Consider the following 255-nt stretch of genomic DNA (forward strand, 5'->3'; position numbering starts at 1 on the left):
AGGTTGATATTCCTGTACCACCTCCTCACCATTTGAGCAATGGGGGGACGCAGGAGGATAGGGTAAGCGCGGTATTGGATATCCGCGTCCAAGCAGTTAGGCTGGGAAATAGGCAAATCCGTTTCCCGTAAGGCTGAGCTGTGATGGCGAGCGAAATATAGTAGCGAAGTTCCTGATTCCACACTGCCAAGAAAAGCCTCTAGCGAGGTGAGAGGTGCCCGTACCGCAAACCGACACAGGTAGGCGAGGAGAGAA

Annotated in this window: 1 rRNA gene; it reads left to right on the plus strand. The window is 53.3% G+C overall.

Features of this window, described 5'->3' with window-relative positions:
* Positions 1–255 (plus strand): 23S ribosomal RNA (locus KI350_RS22850); the annotation flags it as partial.

The organism is Bacillus sp. J41TS8 (genome assembly GCF_018333035.1).
In the GTDB taxonomy this organism is placed as follows: domain Bacteria; phylum Bacillota; class Bacilli; order Bacillales; family Bacillaceae; genus Bacillus; species Bacillus paralicheniformis.